The sequence below is a fragment of the Cobetia sp. Ld8 genome, from assembly GCF_045066615.1.
GTDB lineage: Bacteria > Pseudomonadota > Gammaproteobacteria > Pseudomonadales > Halomonadaceae > Cobetia > Cobetia amphilecti.
The window spans coordinates 1,020,764-1,038,619 of sequence record NZ_JBISHF010000007.1; the positions used below are offsets into that span (position 1 = coordinate 1,020,764).

The 17,856-nt window shown below is 59.2% G+C and carries 12 protein-coding genes; 3 read left to right on the top strand and 9 right to left on the bottom strand.

The genetic code is table 11. From position 1 onward, the window contains the following. Nucleotides 1-15 precede the first annotated feature (15 nt). The 3 genes from ACJJV2_RS09065 to ACJJV2_RS09075 form a co-directional block, all read right to left on the bottom strand. Complete coding sequence (locus ACJJV2_RS09065; protein ID WP_405280746.1) at nt 16-1,941, bottom strand: TonB-dependent siderophore receptor; 1,926 nt, start codon at nt 1,939-1,941, stop codon at nt 16-18. Nucleotides 1,942-2,522: 581 nt separating this feature from the next. Continuing rightward, nucleotides 2,523-4,280 carry a multidrug ABC transporter permease/ATP-binding protein gene (locus tag ACJJV2_RS09070; RefSeq protein WP_405280189.1) on the bottom strand — a complete coding sequence of 586 codons (1,758 nt, stop codon included), beginning with the start codon at nt 4,278-4,280 and terminating at the stop codon, nt 2,523-2,525. A gap of 230 nt (nt 4,281-4,510) precedes the next feature. Continuing rightward, nucleotides 4,511-6,958 carry a DNA polymerase II gene (locus ACJJV2_RS09075; protein WP_405280192.1) on the bottom strand — a complete coding sequence of 816 codons (2,448 nt, stop codon included), beginning with the start codon at nt 6,956-6,958 and terminating at the stop codon, nt 4,511-4,513. Between the two features lie 217 nt (nt 6,959-7,175). Here ACJJV2_RS09075 and ACJJV2_RS09080 point away from each other — a divergent pair, with 217 nt between their 5' ends. The 3 genes from ACJJV2_RS09080 to ACJJV2_RS09090 all read left to right on the top strand — a co-directional run bounded on the left by ACJJV2_RS09080 (nt 7,176) and on the right by ACJJV2_RS09090 (nt 11,224). Continuing rightward, nucleotides 7,176-8,567 carry a diguanylate cyclase gene (locus ACJJV2_RS09080; protein ID WP_405280195.1) on the top strand — a complete coding sequence of 464 codons (1,392 nt, stop codon included), beginning with the start codon at nt 7,176-7,178 and terminating at the stop codon, nt 8,565-8,567. A 210-nt stretch (nt 8,568-8,777) separates the two neighbouring features. Continuing rightward, the gene (locus ACJJV2_RS09085; protein WP_405280198.1) at nt 8,778-9,869 is read left to right on the top strand and encodes a GlxA family transcriptional regulator; all 1,092 of its coding nucleotides are present in this window, start codon (nt 8,778-8,780) and stop codon (nt 9,867-9,869) included. 128 nt (nt 9,870-9,997) lie between these two features. Further along, entirely contained in the window at nt 9,998-11,224 is a 1,227-nt protein-coding gene (locus ACJJV2_RS09090; protein ID WP_405280201.1) for a TauD/TfdA family dioxygenase, read from the top strand. An 86-nt stretch (nt 11,225-11,310) separates the two neighbouring features. Here the strand turns inward: ACJJV2_RS09090 and ACJJV2_RS09095 are convergent, their stop codons facing one another. From ACJJV2_RS09095 to ACJJV2_RS09120, 6 genes are all read right to left on the bottom strand, one after another. After that, the gene (locus ACJJV2_RS09095; protein WP_405280204.1) at nt 11,311-11,811 is read right to left on the bottom strand and encodes a hypothetical protein; all 501 of its coding nucleotides are present in this window, start codon (nt 11,809-11,811) and stop codon (nt 11,311-11,313) included. A gap of 51 nt (nt 11,812-11,862) precedes the next feature. Next, nucleotides 11,863-12,576, bottom strand: a complete 714-nt coding sequence (locus ACJJV2_RS09100) for a c-type cytochrome (protein WP_405280207.1) — start codon at nt 12,574-12,576, stop codon at nt 11,863-11,865. Between the two features lie 225 nt (nt 12,577-12,801). Next, entirely contained in the window at nt 12,802-13,584 is a 783-nt protein-coding gene (locus ACJJV2_RS09105; protein ID WP_405280210.1) for a copper resistance protein B, read from the bottom strand. Between the two features lie 9 nt (nt 13,585-13,593). Next, on the bottom strand, nt 13,594-15,522 hold the full coding sequence (locus ACJJV2_RS09110; protein ID WP_405280213.1) for a copper resistance system multicopper oxidase: 1,929 nt from the start codon (nt 15,520-15,522) through the stop codon (nt 13,594-13,596). Between the two features lie 84 nt (nt 15,523-15,606). After that, nucleotides 15,607-16,941 carry an ATP-binding protein gene (locus tag ACJJV2_RS09115; protein ID WP_405280216.1) on the bottom strand — a complete coding sequence of 445 codons (1,335 nt, stop codon included), beginning with the start codon at nt 16,939-16,941 and terminating at the stop codon, nt 15,607-15,609. Then, nucleotides 16,919-17,593, bottom strand: a complete 675-nt coding sequence (locus ACJJV2_RS09120) for a response regulator (RefSeq protein ID WP_405280219.1) — start codon at nt 17,591-17,593, stop codon at nt 16,919-16,921. The genes ACJJV2_RS09115 and ACJJV2_RS09120 overlap by 23 nt, the downstream gene beginning before the upstream one ends. Between the last annotated feature and the right edge of the window lie 263 nt (nt 17,594-17,856).

Below are 17,856 nucleotides of genomic sequence, written 5' to 3' on the forward strand. Positions count from 1 at the left end.
TAGCAGCCAGCTGCCTCAGAAGTGATAGGTCAGACTCCCGATGATGCTGCGAGACTCTCCGTAATAGCACCAATAACTGCAACTGGCGACATACTCCTTGTCGGTGAGATTGCTGACATTGACCTGCGCACTCAACTCGCGAGTGAAGTCATAGCCAACCATCGCATCGAACAGCAGATAGTCGGACACGGTGGCATCGCCATCCACTGATTCGCCGACATAACGGGCACCCGCCCCCAGACGCAGCCCCTCCAGGGCACCACGCTCGAAGGCGTAATCCAGCCAGCTGGAGGCCTGATGGCGCGGTATCAGCGGGGCACGCACATCGTTTTCCAAGCGTGCATCGGTATAAGTATACGCTGAAGTCAGTTTGAGATGGTCCGTCAGATAACCGACCATCTCCAGCTCGAAGCCACGCGACTGGCGTTCCCCTTCCTGAACCTGAAAACCTCCGGTGGTGACAAGAGTATTGTCCTCAGTGAGTTCAAAGACGGCAGCCGTAAGATACCCATCCCAGCCCGCAGGCTGGTACTTGGCGCCCAGCTCCCACTGACGACCTTCGCGAGGCTCATAGAGCGAACCGCGATCATCGGTCGCGCTGATCGGCTCGAAGGATTCGGTATAGCTCAGATAAGGGTTGAGGCCGAAGTCACTCAGGTACATCACCCCGCCCGACCAGCTGATCTCGTCATCATCGGAGCGCTCACGAGACCCCGTCGTCTGATTGACGTTCTCGGTCTCGGCCTGGTCGTAGCGCACTCCCGCCAGCAGTACCCACTTGTCGTCGATGCGCAGCTGATCCTGCACGTAGAGACCGATCTGCTCCTTGTCGATATCGCGCCGCGTGATCTGTTCATCGCTCAATGCGGTGTAATTGCCGTATTGCGGATCAAACAGATCGATCGGGTCGCCGAAGGCATAGTCATCCGCTTCCTTGCCCGACAGGCTCAGATTCTGATAATCCACACCCAGCAGCAAGGTGTTCTCGGTGCGCTCGCCATACCATTTGCCGATGGCCCGGTTGTCGACGGTATAGCTGTCGATGGTGCCCTCGCGGTACAGAAGCCCCCGCTGACCTTCGCGCGCCGAGGACTGATAGAGGATGTAGCTGCTGATCAGGTCGAGATCCAGCTGGCTATAACGGAAATCCTGCTCCAGCGCCCAGGTGTCGTTCACTTGATGGCGAAACTCATAGCCCAGGGATGTCTGGGTACGCTCATCCTTGTCATACCCCGGTTCACTGTAATTGGTCTGCGGGTCCACCTTGCCGAACGGCGTATCATCATTGGTGCCATAGGCCAGCTTGAAAGCGTTGGTAGGTACGCCATCATCCTTCTGGAGGCTGGCGAGTAGCGTCAGTTGGGTCGCATCCGAAATGTCCCAGGTCAGGCTCGGTGCGAAGTAGTAGCGCTCGTTCTCGGTATGATCCAGATCCCCATCACGTTCGCGATACAGCCCTACCAGACGATAACGCACATCCCCATACTCGCTCAGATAACCACTAGTATCGAGCCCCGTCTGGCGAAGACCGCGATTGCCGATCTGCAGCTGCAGTTCCGTCTGGGGCTCATCGGTCGGACGCTTGCTGATGGCATTGATCAGACCGCCAGGAGGCGCCTCCCCATAGAGGATGGAGGAAGGCCCCTTGAACAGATCGACCCGCTCCAAGCCCCAGGTCTCCGGCAACCACTGATAGAACCCTTCACGGTAGATGCGCAGACCATCCTGATAGGTGGATTGATCAAAGCCACGCACCTTGAACCAGTCGGTATTGTTATCGGATCCATAATGGCCAGACAGGACGCCGGCACGGTAGCGGAAGGTTTCATCGAGCTGCTGGACGTTACGCGTGTCGAGCTCTTCGCGATTGACCGTCGAGACCGGACGTGGCGTCTCCACCAGCGGCGCATCGACTTTCAGTGCCGTTCCGACCACGACCATGGTGTCATCGGTCTCGGCGGCCAGCACGATGGCGGACTGTGACAGGAGCCATGCCGCGATGCAGAGCCGTATGGTGTGAGACAGTGGGGCTTGTGACAGAACGGCATATGAATAAGGTGCAGGTGCCGGCCGGGCAGCTACCTGTCGAGATGATAGGTATCTTGGCATGTTGTGTTCCCTTGCAACGATCGTTGTGTGGTCAATCTCCCCTTCCGTCTCGTGGCGTCTCTCACTGGCACGCTCATATCCAATGCGGAATGGAATCAGGATGATTCGTATTCAAAAAATGTAATTTGCGGTGACACACCGTTCTGCATGCACCTGCATGTAATCCCGAGAATGGCGCGTCCTACCGACTGCAACACCCCGAGGGGCGATTCACTCTGCAGCCGGACATCATCCCTGACACATCACATGAGACCGTCTCCTGGGCTCACGTCCTGGCGTTGCGACTTCTTGCGTCTGCTACCTGCATCGCGTCTTCCATCTTCGTCCATGTTCTTCTGCCCAGCGCTGAGACGATGCCCAGCCCGTGGGACGTCTTGCAGGGCATCGGCAGGTATGCGCTTTCGTCTTCCCGGTCACGCTTCATCCAGGCGCGCCACAGCGTCCCGACTGATACGATCACGCTGGGCGCCCGACAACTCCTGCAACTTGCCGGCGCGCATCTCGAACAATCTATCCGCTTGCCCGAAATAATGATCATCGTGACTGATGGCGAAGACCGTCTTGCCCATCTCGCGCAGACGCGGCAGCAGATCACGATAGAAGATGCGGCGGAATTGCGGGTCCTGATCTGCCGCCCATTCATCCAACAACACGATGTCGCGACGCTCTACCACTGCCATCAACAGCGCAAGTCGCTTGCGCTGCCCTTGAGACAGCTCGGTATTGATCACACGGTTTTCCTCAAGCACCAGCTTCTCGCGCATCTGCAGGTAGTCGACCCACTGCGCGATCAATGCCGGGTCTGCCGGCCCACCGGTCGGACCCAGCAGGCGATCGAACTGATGGAAATCAGTGAAGACCGCCGAGAACTGCTGACGCCAGGCTTCCCGCTCGTCTTCGCCTATCGGGTGCCCGTCCCGCAAGAGCGTGCCTGAGATTGGCCGATAGAGGCCGGTCAGAAGCTTGGCCAGGGTCGACTTGCCACTGCCATTGCCACCGATCAGGAAGACCAGCTCTCCGCGCCTGAGGGTAAGATCCAGCGGACCGACGCAGAAGGCCTGCATGTCATTGTGCGCAATGTCCTGTCCCGTGTTCTCGCGGCCGGCGTAGCGAAAGCAGACACCCTGTAGACTCAGGGTCTGCCAGTGAGACTCGGCCGAAGTGCCTGCGGCTGAATCATGTCCTCGCGGCTCGGGATGCCGAGGAGACGCGAAATCGGCGTTGACCGGTGCCAATGCCAACTTGCGCAGCTTGGCAAAGGCCACATCAGCCCCCAGCAAGGTGGGCAATGCCCCCACGGCCTGGATCAAGGGCGTGCGCAGAAACAGCAGAGTCAGGGAAAAGGTCGCGGCGACTTCACCACTGGCCCATCCCAGGCCATTGGCCAGATAGAAGACAATACCGATGGCGCCCAGCATCATGATGTTGGAGAAGTTGACGGCGCTCAGGTGGTAGGTGTCCGCGCGCACGACATGATGGCGATACTCACAGGCATTGACACTGTAGCTGGTGTCGAAATAGTCACGCGCACGTGGACGATTGAGCGCCAGCTCCTTGCGCCCGTCGATGACAGCCTCATAGTCGGCATAAAGGCGACTCTCCGCTTCACGCACCTCGGCCAGGTGGCGATAGACTCGCGTGACCATCCAGCTGCCCCCCATAATGGTCAAGGTCACCCAGATGGCGGTGATCAACATCATGCCGAGAGACAACCAGCCAAGATAGAACACGGCTCCCAGGGTCAGCACGATGCCTTGTACCAGTTCTGGCAGGCGCACGAACGCCAGGGTGATGTTGCGGATGTCACTCGAAAGACTCGCCAGCAGGTTGGCGCTGCCGAGCTGCTCGAGCCGCTCGATATCAGTATCGAGGATCTGCTTGACCAAACGCCCGCGCAGTCCATGCACGAAATGATGCCCCAGCGTCGTCAATGCCAACTGTGCCCCCAGCGTGATCGCAAGCAACAGCAGAATCAGCCCAAGAAACTCCGGAAGCACCCCGACATGGGCCGCAAGCCCCTCGTCCAGGGGGACGGTGGCAGAATGCGCGATGAGTCGCTGGTTGATATAGGCAATGACACCGATGCCTAGCCCTGCACTGACAAGGCTCAGAAAGATCACACCAAGAAAGGACCAGCGATATTGGGCAAGAACCACTTTCAGTAACGTCACACCTGCTCCCGGACATCATGGCAATCAGACCGCCACCAAAAGGCGGCGACGCAGGTCATGTGACTGCGCCGAAAGAGGATCTTACGGCGCGCATACTTTAATGCAAGAAATAATGAGAAATATTATCACTACTAAATAACGACTATAGATACCGTCGCGCGATCCCCCTCTCTTGCACCACTCCCCGATAGGAACACCCCGCTCATGGGCCACTCATGTGGCCGTAAGTCTCACCACAGCGTCATCTGACGATCCAGCAGCCGATCGAAATCATCGTCGACGAATGGCAGGATGCCATCGGCGACGGGCTTGAGCTGGCGACTCAGGTAGTGCTCGACATCAATGGGCGAGCGCAGATATTCGACGGGTTCCGGGCCGGAGGTGGTCATCACATAGCGAATCCAGCCGCCGCGCTGATAGCGTAACGGCAGGCCTCGCCGGCGGTTCTCGTCATCCGCCAGACGCGCCGCACGGACATGGGGCGGCACGTTGCGCTGATAGTCGTCGAGCTTGCGCCGCAGTCGCTTGCGGTAGATCAAGGCCTCGACATCCGAGGTGTCCGCCGCGCCATGGGCATGGCGTTGCAGGTAATCCTGCACGTAGCCTTTCAGATACTCCTGATAGGGGCTGCCTTCGAAGATGCGGCGATAGAGTCCCTGCTGGAAGGTCTTGGCCAGCGGCGTCCAGTCGGAACGCACCGACTCCAGTCCCTTGAACACCAGTTCCGTCTGGCCGCTGCTGCCTGTCTGTTGCAGCCCGGCGTAGCGTTTCTTGCTGCCCTCTTCGGCCCCGCGAATGGTCGGCATCACGAAGCGCTGATAGTGGGTCTCGAACTGCAGCTCCAACGCGCTGTCGAGATCGAGACTGTCCTTGAGATGCCGTCGCCACCAGTCGGTGACATGCGCCGCCAGCTCACGGCCGATCCGGCTCGCCTCGGCTTCCTCATGCGCAGCGCCCAGCCACACGAAGGTGGAGTCGGTATCGCCATAGATGACGCGATAGCCCTGCGCCTCGATCAACTCCACCGTCTGCTGGATGATCTGATGGCCACGCCGCGTGATCGAGGACGCCAGCCGTGGATCGAAGAAACGACAGCCACGTGATCCCAGCACGCCGTAGAAGGCATTCATGATGATCTTGAGCGCCTGGGTCAGCGGGGCGTCACCCGCCGCGCGGGCGGCGTCACGTGCTTGCCAGATCTCGGCGACGATGCCCGGCAGGCAGTGTCGGTCACGCGAGAAGCGCGCGCCGAGAAAACCGGGCACACCGGCCTCAGGGGCATCATCCGAGCCGTTCTCCGACCCACGCAGCCCTTCGATCAGGCCCAGCGGGTCGATCAGGAAAGTGCGGATGATGGAGGGATACAGACTCTTGAAATCCAGCACCAGCACCGAGTCATAAAGCCCGGGCTGGGAATCCATCACGAAGCCGCCGGGGCTGTCCTCCCCCACCACGTCTCCCAGATTGGGCGCGACCTTGCCCAGCCGGTGCAACCTCGGCAGATACAGATGCGTGAAGGCCGCCACCGAACCACCGCTACGATCCGCCTCAAGCCCTGTGGCAGCGGCCCGCGCGAGCAGAAACTCCATCAGTCGCGTCTTCGCGAAGATACGCGTGACCAGCTCGCAATCCTTGAGGTTGTAGCGCGCCAGGGAAGGCTTGTCCTCGGCGAACATGCGCAGAATCTCGTCCAGCCGGCCGTAGGGGTCATCGATGGCCTTGCCTTCCTGCAACAGCTCACGCGAGACATTCTCGAGACTGAACGACTCGAAATGCCAGAAGGCCGACTTGAGCGCCTCGATGCCATCCACCACCCAACGCCCGGCGATCTCGGCAAAGAAGTGCTCGGCCTGGCGGGAATGAGAGCGCCACTGCATCACGCTGGCGTCACGTCCCAGTCGCAGCGGCAGGCCTTCGGCCTCTGACAGCCGCACCAGCATGCGCAGATCGAACTGGATGACGTTCCAGCCGATGATGACATCCGGATCATGCCTTGCGACCCAGTCCAGCAGGCATTGCAGCAGCTCACGCCGGCTATCGCGGTATTCCAGCGAGAAATCGCGGCTGGTGTCCTCCTCGCCATTGGGGTGCCCCAGCATGTAGACCTGACGCTGTCCGCAGCCCTCGAGCGCGATGGAATACAGATTGCCCCGCGCATCGGTCTCGATATCCAGCGATGCCCAGCGCAGCGGTGGCCGATAGCCCTCCAGCGGTGTCAGACGTGCATTCTTCACGCTGCCATCAGGTTGGCGCTCGCCGCGTGCCGTGACGCCTGCCGTGATGAAACGCTCCATCAGGTAGCGGTCCGTCGGACGCACATCCGCTTCGTAGACGTCGACGCCAATCGCCTTCAAACGGCGCGCCAGCTGGCCCAGGGTGCGATATTCACGACAGTAGAGCCCCACCACCGGGCGATGGTGGAAGTCTTCCAGTGCCAGCGGACGCAGCTCGGCGCCGGCCTCAAAGCTCACCAGTGTCTGAGCCAGCACTTGCTGTTCGGCGGGCAGGAAAGCGACGACTTCCTGGGGCGCAAATTCGACACGTACGGCGCCTTCGTCGGTGCGGATCCAGAAGCTGATCACCACCCCCTCGGGCGTGTCCCGCCAATGACGTGTCAGCACGAAGCCATGAAGTTCAACAGGAGCTTGGCGGGAATCTACGGATGCGGCCTCTGGCACTGCACTACCCTTACGTTGAATATACGAATGCCGAGAAGAATGAGTTCAGGACGCGACCGTATGCTCATACGTTAATATGAGTTATGTATCGTGCAACAGTCATCATGAGGCCTATGCTTGATGACGAAAGCGTCCGTGCCTTCCCAGCGACAGGAATGACGACTGCGGCAAGGAATGCCTCTCCCGAGATAGCGGCACGACCCAAGGAGCATGCGTCATGCAACGCTTTGAGACGATTCAAACCCTGCTGGGCCAGATGCTTGGCCAGATCGACGATATCATCTTGCTTGCAGATGATCAGCGCCACATCACCTACATGAACGATAGCGCGGTAAAGACATTCGGCTATCCCCGCGAGGAACTGATCGGCAAGCAGACCAGGGTACTGTATGCCTCCAGCGATGAATTCGAGCGCCAAGGAGCAAGACGCTTTCGTGTCGATGCCCCGCCCGAAAAGGAAGGTCGAGTCATTCGCTATCGACGCCAGGATGGCACCTATTTCTATGGGGAGACGCTCGGCGGCCCCATCAAGGACCCCACCAGCGACAACATCTTCATGTTCGGGCTGATCCGCGATGTCTCACGCCGCGTGACGGCGGAACATACCCTCCACAGCCTGCATGCCATCACCTCATCACGAGAACTCAACTTCAATGCTCGCATCGACGAGCTGCTGAAACTGGGCTGCGCCCATTTCGGCCTGCCGATCGGTATCTTCAGCCGCATCAAAGGCGGAGATTATGTCGTCCAGCGTGCCTGTCACCCGGAAGACCTGCTGGAGCCGGGACTTAGTTTCTCGCTCAGCGATACCTATTGCGATCACGTCTACAAGGCTGATAGCGTACAAGCCTTCCATCATGTGGCAAACAGTGAAATCAGAAATCACCCCTGCTACGCCAACTTCAACCTGGAAGCCTACATCGGGGCGCCGGTGATCGTGGATGGTGAACGCTACGGTACCTTCAACTTCTCAAGTCCTGACCCTGTACCGCCCTTCACCTCTCAGGACATCGAGCTGGTGCGACTCATCGCGTTATGGGCCGGCCACGAAGTCGCACGAGCCAATGACATCAATGCCTTGCAGGAAGCGCATCAGGCGCTGGAGAAGATCGCGATCACCGACCCGCTGACCGGCCTCTACAACCGACGTCATGCTCAGCAGGTACTGGATGACAGCATCGCGGCACTGGCCAATGCCGAGGTTGACCACCCCCTGTGCGTGGCACTGCTGGATTTCGACCATTTCAAGAAGATCAACGACAATCATGGTCATGACGCCGGTGATCTTGCCTTGCAACACTTGAGCGCCCTCGCCGAGGAGATTCTGCTGCCCGGCGACACCCTCGCCAGATGGGGAGGTGAGGAATTCCTGGCCATCCTGCCTGACTCGTTGCTCAGTGACTCTGCCACACGCATCAACCTGTTGCGACAACGCATGAAGGACAGTGTCGTGGAGTACGCTGGTCAACGTCTGCCCCTGTCATTGAGCATAGGTCTGACCTGCCTGGAGCCCAATGATAGTGCCACCCGCGAGCAGTTGATCGCTCGTGCCGATGAAGCCATGTACGCGGCCAAGGAAGAAGGACGCAACTGCCTCAGGATGCTGTAACGCAATGATGCGTGAATTGCTCCGTCCTGCCTGTCCTGATCAGGAGCGCCAAGCAGGACGGAGCCCTCTCACCAAAGCCCGCTCACCAAAGCCCTCTCGCCGAAGCCCTCGCATCACGCCATCACCCCTCTCGCACTCAGGTAGCGAACACGCTAAGGTCAGGCCCATCCCCTTCTGCCGAGCCACCCGACGTCGTCGTTGCCTATCCTCATGCCTTCACACGATTCCAGCGCTACGCCGCCCGATGCGTCCTATGCCTTCGGCCTTCCGGAAGACGGCGTATTGTCTGACCAGCCCACCAGCATTGCGCCCTTGACCGCCACCCTTGCCTCGCCTGCCCCCGCTGACCGTCACCAACTCGGCATCTTCCTGCTGCCGGGCTTCGCGATGGTCGCGCTGTTCTCGATGATCGAGCCGCTACGCATCGCCAATCGACTGCGCGGAACACGCCTGTATCAGTGGACACTCGCAAGCCAGGATGGCGCGTCGGTCAAGGCCTCCAACGGCATGGTGCTGCCGGTGGATACCGCACGTGATGACCTCGCCGCAGTGGACAAGCTGGTGGTGTGCACCAGCTTTGCCCCGGAAGCCTATCTGGAAGACCGCACCTTGCACTGGCTACAGGAGCGCTCCCGTAGCGGCTGCCAGCTCGGCGGCGTAGACACCGGCTGCTTCGTGCTGGCGCGTGCCGGCCTGCTCACCGGCAAGACGGTGACGCTGCATTGGGAAAGCCTGCCGGAATTCAGCCAGCGCTTCGATGAGGTGGACGCCGTGGAGTCACTGTATGAAATCAGTGACGATGGCTTCTTCTGCGCCGGCGGCAGCGCCCCGCTGGACATGAGCCTGGAGCTGATTCGCCGCCAGCATGGTCAGACGCTCTATCAGGCGGTACGCGAACAACTGATTCTCGATCAGGGCCGCCTGCCGGCCAGCCGCCAGCGCGGCATCAGTCAGCAGACGGCCGATCTGGCCGACCCGCTGCTCAGGCGTGCGATCACGCGCATGGAGAACACCCTGGAGGCCCCGCTCAGCATCGAGGCACTTGCCGAGGAGCTCGGCCTCTCATGGCGCCAGCTGGAGCGCCGCTTTCAGCAAGGGCTCGGCTGCACGCCTCGCGCCTATCATGGGGAGCGTCGCCTGCTGCACGCACGCAGCCTGCTTCACGATACCCGCCATGGCGTCACCGATATCGCCCTGGCCTGCGGTTTCACCTCGCATTCGAGTTTCACTCGCGCCTTTCGTCGTCGCTTCGGCATCACCCCGACCCAGGCGCGCCGCCAGCCACCACGCCCTCTGATGTGATCCACGCCCGATACCCGCATCGCGATGTCGAATTGGGCACAGTCGGTGTCGAATTGGGCACAGTAGCGAGCGCCGTGGGCTGCCATTCTGTCGGGGAATCGCTCACCTGACAGAAGGAAGGACTCTCCATGGCGCTCCCGATCACACCCGATTACGACAGCTGGCCAATTGACGAGACTCTCGTGAAGGTCGTTCACGAAGCACGCTATCTGAGCGTGACCTGGAGCGATGGCCGCGTCAGTCGTTTTCATAGTGTCTGGTTGCGCGAGAACGCCGCGGACGATACCACCGTCAACCCGGCGACGCGCGAACGCATCCTGGACCTCTCCCAGATTCCCGCCTGGCCGGAAATTTCCGAGGCCAGCATCGATGAGGACGGCGCACTCAGCGTGCTGTTCACGCCCGAAGACCGCCGCCTGCGCTTCCACCCGGGCTTCCTGCGTGCCAATGACTATGACAACCAGGACTCGCTGCCGCCGGAACTGCCACCGCTGACGCTCTGGCACGGTGAGCAGCTGGGCCAGCCGCCGACCATCGATGCCGCCCGCCTGGCCGAAGCCGATCATGGCAGCGCGCAGGAGGCGGAGATTCTGTATCCAACCCTGCACGAACTGCTCGGCAAGGGACTGGTGCGCCTGCGCAACCTGCCGACGGAAGAAGGCGCCATCGAAAAGGTCGCCGAACGCATCGGCTCGATCCGCACCACCAACTTCGGCCACCTCTTCAATGTCCGCGCGATCCAGAACCCGGATTCCAACGCCTATACCTCCATCGCCTTGCCGCCGCATGTGGACCTGCCGACCCGGGAATATCAGCCGGGCCTGCAGTGTCTCTACTGTCTCGAGAACACCGTGGAAGGCGGCATGGCGGTGATGATGGATGGCTTCGCCATCGCGGCGGCGCTGAAGGAAGAACACCCCGAGGCCTACGAGACACTCACCACGGTGCACTGGCGCTACGCCAATACCTCGCGCAATACCGATCATGTCTGGTATTCGCCGATGATCGTGCTGGGTCAGGCAGGAGAACTGCTGGAGGTGCGGATCGCCGACTTCCTGCGCGGGCCGATGATGGCGCCGTTCGAGCAGACCGAGACCGCCTATGAAGCACTGATGACGCTGCAACGCATGTTGCGTGAACCGCGCTTCGCCATGCGTTTCACCTATGCCCCCGGCGACATGGTCATCTTCGACAATCGCCGCCTGCTGCACGCCCGCGATGCCTTCGAGGGCGAAAGCGGCAGCCGCTGGTTGCAGGGCTGCTACCTGGAACGTGACGAAGTGCGCTCGCGCTATCGCATGCTCAAGCGTGCCGAACGAGCCGAGCGGGTCGAGGAAGCCACCCAGGCGGTGTGATTCGGCACGGCGTGCCTCTGCTCGCGCATTGGCTCACACATCAGCTCACGCCGATGGCCGGCATGAGAATGAGAACGTGCGGGGAATCAGGGCGTGCGTGGCGTGATGACGAGCGTGAAACCGGGGTCCTGCGGAATCAGGGGCGGCAGACAACGGACCTCATGACCGGACAACTGGCGGGCAAGACATCGGGTCAGCGTCGCAGGTTCAAAGGCGCTGACCCATGCCGGCATGTCAGGTTTCTCGCCCCGCCAGTGGACGGCATGCATGCCCCATTCCGGCTCCAGCGAGTGGCACGACAGGGTCTGCCAAGCCAGTTGATGACGACCGCTGCCCGACACGATGCGCGTGGACAACGGCAGACGCTCGACATCAAAGGCATCGATCACGATTCGCAGGCATGGATGACGAAGAATCGCCTCGACGAGTCTGGTGAGTTGCTCACCCTGCTGCCAGTTGGCACTGATGCGACAGCTGATCGCCACGCAGGATGCCGGCGTCTCTGCCAGCACATCGAGAATGTCGCCATGCACCACCTCGTCAAGCTGAGGCCGGCTCTGGCATTGCACGCCGGTCAGGCACGCCATGTTGTTTGCGGCTGGCCGTGTACGTCACTTCCGATGAATGATGCTGACCCTTCAATGTTGATGCTCTGCATCATGTGATGAGTGAGGATGATCCTCAGCCCGGTCACTGCCCTCCGGCTCATGGCTGCCCTTCCGCTCATAGCTGTCTTGTAAATCAGCAGGTCCATCAGCTTCCTTGGCGCGGTGTGGTTGGCGGGTGTCATCGTCATGATGCGATGACGATGATTGTGCAGTCTCCCCTCCGCCATGTTGATGACCATCACTTGCTGCCACAAGAGCCGTATAACGCGCAGCACTCATGCCCGGTAGCTCTTGCATGAAAGCGACCATCTGCCAGATATATTCATCCTGCATGCTCTTGCCCCATGCCGGCATTCCACTGGCTTTTATCCCATGCTTGATGACCCAGAAGTGCTCTCCAGGCTCACCATGCATATCCGAAGTCACAAAATTCGGTGGACTGGGATAAAGCCCCTTGCTGAGTTCAGTCTCTTGCATGCCTGGCGCGAGATGGCAGGAGGCGCACATCGATGCATAATTGCCGGCCCCCGCCACTTTCATGGCTTCATCATCGAGGGATGGCGTTGCGATATCACTCGCGTGGCTCTCGATCGAACGATCACGCGCCGTTTCAAGAATTCCATAGACCCATGGCCCATGCGGATCATCTGCCGCGACACTGACGACGCCGGAGTAAATGACTCCAGCCCCGGCTGCCAGCAGCACCATGAATGCCAGACACATCCCTACCAGTACTTTTTTCATGTCAGTCCCCTTGATGAAACAACATGATTCAACGCCCAGACCGCTATGTAAAAAAGCCGGTGGCTGACGGCCAACAATACCAGCGACATGACGCGATGCATCGGGCAGCGCCTTGGCACCTGAAACGCTTGTCCGATTTCATTGAGCTGTCTCTGCATCATTCAAGGAACACCTCCAGAGAATGACTTCGACCACCAGCAGCCAATACACGACAGCCATCGAGATTCAGAACATCAAGCGCACACCGACCACGACAGCCGTATCCTCCACATCCTCACCTTCTTCATGCTGCATATCGGCGGTTTCGCCATACTCTCTCTGCCAGTACATGCCGACATAAGGCGCTACGCGCCGAGTTATCTCATAGCGAGCACGCAAGCCGATTCGTAATGAGTTGAGGCCCGTCCCAATCCCCTGTTGCCTGGACTCATTGGCAGCGAAGACCATTTCACTACGTGGCTGTAGATACCAGCGCTGGGTCAGGCGCACATCATGTTCAAGCTCCAGGCTGGCAGTCACGATACCTTCCTCTCGGTACTGCACTGCGGCATCCGTCTCGATCCGGTAGGGGGCGGTTCCCTGAAAGCCGAACACCCCATACACGCTTTCATCATGATCATCGTTGAACACACCACCCTGATAGCCAGCGCCGATCTGGAACTCCCAGAAATCGGCAACCAGCTGACTGTAGAGAAGCTCAAGGGATTCAAACTCGGCTTCTTCCCCATCGCCCTGGACATTCTCCCCTTCTGACTTGAGATAGACGCGGTGGGTATCTCCGCCATACCAGGCCTGAAAATCCCACACCAGGGAGTCCTCTCCCTTGTCCGGAAGGCTATATTCCAGGCGATCGAAGACTGCGCTCCACTGGAGATGTTCGGCCATGGGTGATGGCCATGACGCGGGGGCATCATATCCATCCTGGGCAAATGCCAGGGAGACACCAGCACCGGAGAATAGACATACCGTCACGCAGGCAAGACGAAATGAATGCTGACTGATTGACATGATGACTCCTCAGGAAACCTTTACGACACGGAACATACCTGCATCCATGTGGTACAGAAGATGACAATGGAAAGCCCAGCTACCTTCTGCATCGGCAGTGATCAACGCTGAAACGCGCTCACCGGGTTTGACATTCAAGGTGTGCTTGCGAGGAATCAGATCACCGTGGCCATTCTCGAGCTCCATCCACATCCCATGTAAATGAATGGGATGCTCCATCATGGTGTCATTGATCAAGATGAGACGGAGGCGCTCATCTTTATGAAAATGAATAGGGCCATTGACTTCGCTGAACTTCTTGCCATCGAAGGACCACATATAACGTTCCATATTGCCGGTCAGATGCAACTCCATCTCGCGCATGGGGCCGCGTCTGTCCGGCCATGGTGAATAGGCCTTGAGATCCTGATAGACCAGTACACGACGCAGCGATTGGTCCAGACCGATTCCCGCCTGGTCATAACGAGCCCCTTGCTGAGCAGCGCCTGCCATCAGCGTGCCGCCCTGGGCTGCATCGGCTTGCAGGCCAGTCATCTTCGAATGGTCCATGCCTGCCATCTGCGAATGATCCATGCCTGCCATCTGCGAATGGTCCATGCCCGCCATCTTCGAATGGTCCATGCCCGCCATCTGCGAATGATCCATGCCTGCCATCTGCGAGTGGTCCATGCCTGCCATCTGCGAATGATCCATGCCTGCCATCTGCGAATGATCCATGCCTGCCATCTGCGAATGATCCATGCCTGCCATCTGCGAATGGTCCATGCCTGCCATCTGCGAGTGCTCCATTCCAGCATGAGCGCCCATGGCCTCCATCCCGCGATCAGCGATCTGCCGTCGTTCAGGTACGGGCGCCTCCATCCCGGGGCGGGGTGCCAACGTGGCTCGCGCGTAGCCACTGCGGTCCATGGCTTCGGCGAAGATGGTGTACGCCTTGTCATCTTCCGGTGTCACCAGCACATCGTAGGCTTCCGCCACGGCAATACGGAACTCATCCACATCTACCGGTTGCACTGGCTGACCATCTGCCGCCACCACGGTCATCTTCAAGCCGGGAATACGTAAATCGAAGTAGCTCATTGCCGAGCCATTGACGACACGCAGACGCACTGTTTCCCCACGCTTGAATAGCGCGCTCCAGTTTTCTTCTGGTGAATGACCATTGAGAAGATACGTATAGGTACTGCCGGTGACATCGGCAATATCCCGTGAACTCATGCGCATCTCTGCCCACATGCTGCGCGACTCGATCGTGTCCACCCAACCACCCCGCCGTACATCCGCAAAGAAATCAGCGACGGTACGCTCCTGGTAGTTGTAGTAGCCTTCCATGGTCTTGAGATTGCGAAATACGGACTTGGGGGCTTCGAATGTCCAGTCAGTCAGCAGCAGGACATGCTCACGATCATAGGTGAAGGCTTCGGGGGTTGCGGAGTCGATGATCAATGGACCTGCGTGGCCTTCCTGCTCCTGGAGGCCTGAATGACTGTGATACCAGTAGGTACCGCTCTGAGTGACAGGAAACCGGTAGGTAAAGGTTTCGCCCGGTGCTATCCCTGCGAAGCTGATACCCGGCACGCCGTCCATTTCCGGGGGAAGTATGATGCCATGCCAGTGAATGGAGGTTGGCTCATCGAGCAGGTTTGTCACCTTGATGACAGCATCCTGCCCTTCCTTCAAGCGCACCATGGGCCCGGGACTACTGCCATTGATGCTGATGGGACGCGCGAATTTCCCGGCAATGTCGATGTCTTCACGTCGAATGACAAGAGAGATCTCGGGCCCATGCTCAACCCCTTGGGAGTACCCTGATGTGTGCCCCCAGGGGTTGGCCCAGGCGGGTGCCACGCCTGACATCATTGCGCCCAACCCCAGGGCAGAACCTCCCTTGAGCAACTGTCGACGTGATACAGAAAATTCAGACGGTTTTGGTGCCATGGCCGTAGCTGCTCCCGGGTCATGAATGATGAGTCATGACATGGATGAAGCCACGGCAAGCTGAAACGAACCTGAATGGAGTGCCTATTTACGTGTGGGCAGATGCACCTCGGCTCTCAATCCCCCTGCGGCGGCTGTTGAGTAGCTCACGCAACCAGCGTAATGCTTGACGAGATGCGCAAGAATGGAGAGCCCCAGCCCATACCCCGGGTGAGTTTCGTCCTGCCGCCACCCACGCTCGCCAAGATGGGCCAACTGTGCCTGCGGCACCCCCGGACCATCATCCTCGACGCAGAGCACGATCTGGTCACTCTCTATCGTCAATCGGCATTGCACCTGATTGACAGACCATTTGCCCGCATTATCCAGCAATATGCCGAGCATTTCGGTGAAATCCTGTGTCTCGACATTCACCCAGCTATCCGCATGCTCATTAGATACGCCCAGACACTCCAGCAAGAAGGTACGCTGCGGATAGATCCCCTGGAACATCTCGATCAAGCGCTGGGCCTCTTCAACCGGGCGTGTTGTCTGACCGGCGCGCGGGCCAGCAATGCGGGCTCGCCTGAGTTCTGTCTCCAGCTGGGAATGAATCGTCTTTACACGTTGCAGCATCTTGCCACGACGTATCTCATTGATCGGTCGCTTGCCACGCAGCACCTGTGTCAGCGCCGTCAGAGGTGTCTTGAGCGCATGGGACAGATTCGCCACAGACTCTCGTGAACGAGACAACCGACGATCAAACTCATCCAGCAGGGTGTTGAGCTGTGATACCAGCGCATCAAGCTCGGAAGGGGCCTCAAGCACAATCCGCTTTCGGTGCCCGGACTGGAGTTCACTCAATTGATGACGCAGGGCACTCAACGGCTTGAGCCCGCGCCTTACCGCCAGCAGATTGAGAGATATCAGAATCCCCCACAACAGGATGGCGCTGGCGGCGATCCACCAATGAACTCGGGTCAGGCCCTGCTCCACTGGCGAGAAATTCTCGACAATCAACAATTGCACCGCGTCCCCGCGGATATCGAAGACGTGCCGATAGACCAACAGTGACTGTTGCTGAAACTGATGCATGAACAACGCATCCCCCTTGCCCTCAAGCAAAGGGAGCATCTGCGTCGGCAAGGCAGGCAGCGAAGTACTGACCTTCTCCCCGACTCGCAACACATAGAAATGATGAAAGCTCAGGGACTCCTCTCGGGCCGCTGCCATGAGCTGGGCAACAGGCCGCTCATCCTTCTTGAGCAAGGTGACGATATGCGATGCCTCATCCTTGAGACGCTCGCCAAGAAAGTCCTTCGCCAGCTCTTGGAGAAAGAAGCCATGCAGATACCAGGCAAACAGCACCACCGCGAGAGATGCTCCTCCCAGGCGGGTCAGCAGGCGAAAACGAAGGCTACGACGATCGATGTGAAACAAGCAGATACCCCTGTCCGCGGCGGGTCTGTATCAAGTCCTTGCCCAGGCGGCGGCGAAGGCGAGCGATATAGACTTCTACCAGATTGGGCGCCGCGGCGTCCTGCTCCAGGGCATATAGCTGATCCAGCAACTGTGCCTTGGAGTGCACTCTGTCTGGATGATGCATGAGGTAGCGCAACAGGCGGAATTCGGTGGCCGTCAAGCTCGCCCACTGCTCTCCATCGCAGCACACACGCTGCGCCTCTTCATCCAGCTGAATTCCGCTCACCTGAAGATACCCATGACTTGCCCCTTGGCGGCGCCGAAGGAGCGCATGGAGACGTGCCAGCAACTCTGCTTCATGAAATGGCTTGGTAAGGTAATCATCTGCCCCGCTGCGCAAACCGACGACCTTGTCTTCCCACGTGTCACGGGCCGTGAGAATCAGTATCGGAATATCCACCTGACCTTTACGCCAGCGCTTGAGCAAATCCACCCCGGAGCCGTCCGGTAGTCCCAGGTCCAGAATGGCCAACGCGTACTGCTCGGTTGCCATGAAGGCCTGCGCATCATTCAAATTCGAGGAGACATCCAGTCGATAGCCATTGTCCTCAAGCAGCTCGGCCAGGCTTTCCGCCAGCAGGTCATCATCTTCAAGCAACAACAGCTTCATGCCAGCTTTCTCCTGATCCACAAAACACCCACTGAACACCGCAGCATAGGGCTAAACCAACATGTCATGGTAAGCCTCACCATCCTATGGGGGAAAGCTGGTCTCTGGCTGAAAAGACAGCAACATGCAATCACTCCACCACGCGAAGCCGCTCGAATCTCCCATGTGCTATTCAGCCACGCACGCTTGGCTGGATAGCGCCTCTTGGTCACGGTAGCCTTGCACGCCTGTCAGGCAGGTCATGCGTCATGTCGGCTGCCTGA